Genomic DNA, 2,106 nt, shown 5'->3' on the forward strand with positions numbered 1-2,106 from the left:
ATTGTACTTTGAAAACTAGATAAAGTAAGAAGATATAAAGATTTTACCAAGCAAAACCGAGTGAGTTCATATTTGAATTCTTGAAAAAATCGCGCGTCTGCATTTATGCAGACATCACAATATTAATAACAGATTAAGTTATTAAGGGCGCACGGTGGATGCCTTGGCACTAGAAGCCGAAGAAGGACGTTACTAACGACGATATGCTCTGGGGAGCTGTAAGTAAGCTTTGATCCAGAGATTTCCGAATGGGGAAACCCAGCATGAGTTATGTCATGTTATCCATATGTGAATACATAGCATATGAGAAGGCACACCCGGAGAACTGAAACATCTAAGTACCCGGAGGAAGAGAAAGAAAATTCGATTCCCTTAGTAGCGGCGAGCGAAACGGGAAGAGCCCAAACCAGAGTGCTTGCACTCTGGGGTTGTAGGACACTCAATACGGAGTTACAAAGGAATAGTTTAGACGAATGACTTTGGAAAAGTCAGCCATAGAAGGTAAAGGCCCTGTAGTCGAAAAGTTATTCTCTCCTGAGTGGATCCTGAGTACGGCGGAACACGTGGAATTCCGTCGGAATCCGGGAGGACCATCTCCCAAGGCTAAATACTCTCTAGTGACCGATAGTGAACCAGTACCGTGAGGGAAAGGTGAAAAGCACCCCGGAAGGGGAGTGAAATAGAACCTGAAACCGTGTGCTTACAAGTAGTCAGAGCCCGTTAATGGGTGATGGCGTGCCTTTTGTAGAATGAACCGGCGAGTTACGATTTGATGCAAGGTTAAGCAGTATATGTGGAGCCGTAGCGAAAGCGAGTCTGAATAGGGCGAATGAGTATCAGGTCGTAGACCCGAAACCAGGTGATCTACCCATGTCCAGGTTGAAGTTCAGGTAACACTGAATGGAGGACCGAACCGACTTACGTTGAAAAGTGAGCGGATGAGGTGTGGGTAGCGGAGAAATTCCAATCGAACCTGGAGATAGCTGGTTCTCTCCGAAATAGCTTTAGGGCTAGCCTCGCATGATGATTACTGGAGGTAGAGCACTGTTTGGACTAGGGGCCCCCCTCGGGTTACCGAATTCAGACAAACTCCGAATGCCAGATAATTTAATGCGGGAGTCAGACTGCGGGTGATAAGGTCCGTAGTCGAGAGGGAAACAGCCCAGACCACCAGCTAAGGTCCCAAAATATATGTTAAGTGGAAAAGGATGTGGCGTTGCCCAGACAACTAGGATGTTGGCTTAGAAGCAGCCATCATTTAAAGAGTGCGTAATAGCTCACTAGTCGAGTGACGCTGCGCCGAAAATGTACCGGGGCTAAACATATTACCGAAGCTGTGGATTGTCCGTAGGACAATGGTAGGAGAGCGTTCTAAGGGCGTCGAAGCATGATCGTAAGGACATGTGGAGCGCTTAGAAGTGAGAATGCCGGTGTGAGTAGCGAAAGACGGGTGAGAATCCCGTCCACCGATTGACTAAGGTTTCCAGAGGAAGGCTCGTCCGCTCTGGGTTAGTCGGGACCTAAGCCGAGGCCGAATGGCGTAGGCGATGGACAACAGGTAGATATTCCTGTACCACCTAAGATTGTTTGAACGATGGGGGGACGCAGTAGGATAGGCGAAGCGTACTGTTGGTTATGTACGTCCAAGCACTGAGATTGAGTATCAGGCAAATCCGGTACTCACCAAGATCAAGGTGTGATGGGGAGCGAAATTATAGTAGCGAAGTCGTTGATTTCACACTGCCAAGAAAAGCCTCTAGTTAGAAATTAGGTGCCCGTACCGCAAACCGACACAGGTAGTCAAGATGAGAATTCTAAGGTGAGCGAGCGAACTCTCGTTAAGGAACTCGGCAAAATGACCCCGTAACTTCGGGAGAAGGGGTGCTTTTTAGGGTGCAAGCCTTGAAGAGCCGCAGTGAATAGGCCCAAGCGACTGTTTATCAAAAACACAGGTCTCTGCAAAACCGTAAGGTGAAGTATAGGGGCTGACGCCTGCCCGGTGCTGGAAGGTTAAAAGGAGTGGTTAGCGTATGCGAAGCTACGAATTGAAGCCCCAGTAAACGGCGGCCGTAACTATAACGGTCCTAAGGTAGCGAAATTCCTTGT

The 2,106-nt window shown here is 48.2% G+C and carries 1 rRNA gene; it reads left to right on the plus strand.

Going from position 1 to position 2,106, the window contains the following annotated elements:
- Positions 1–131: 131 nt before the first annotated feature.
- A 23S ribosomal RNA gene (locus ACZ2V4_RS11585) occupies positions 132–2,106 on the plus strand; the annotation flags it as partial.

This window comes from Macrococcus sp. CoH-51_TC_04 (assembly GCF_058188655.1).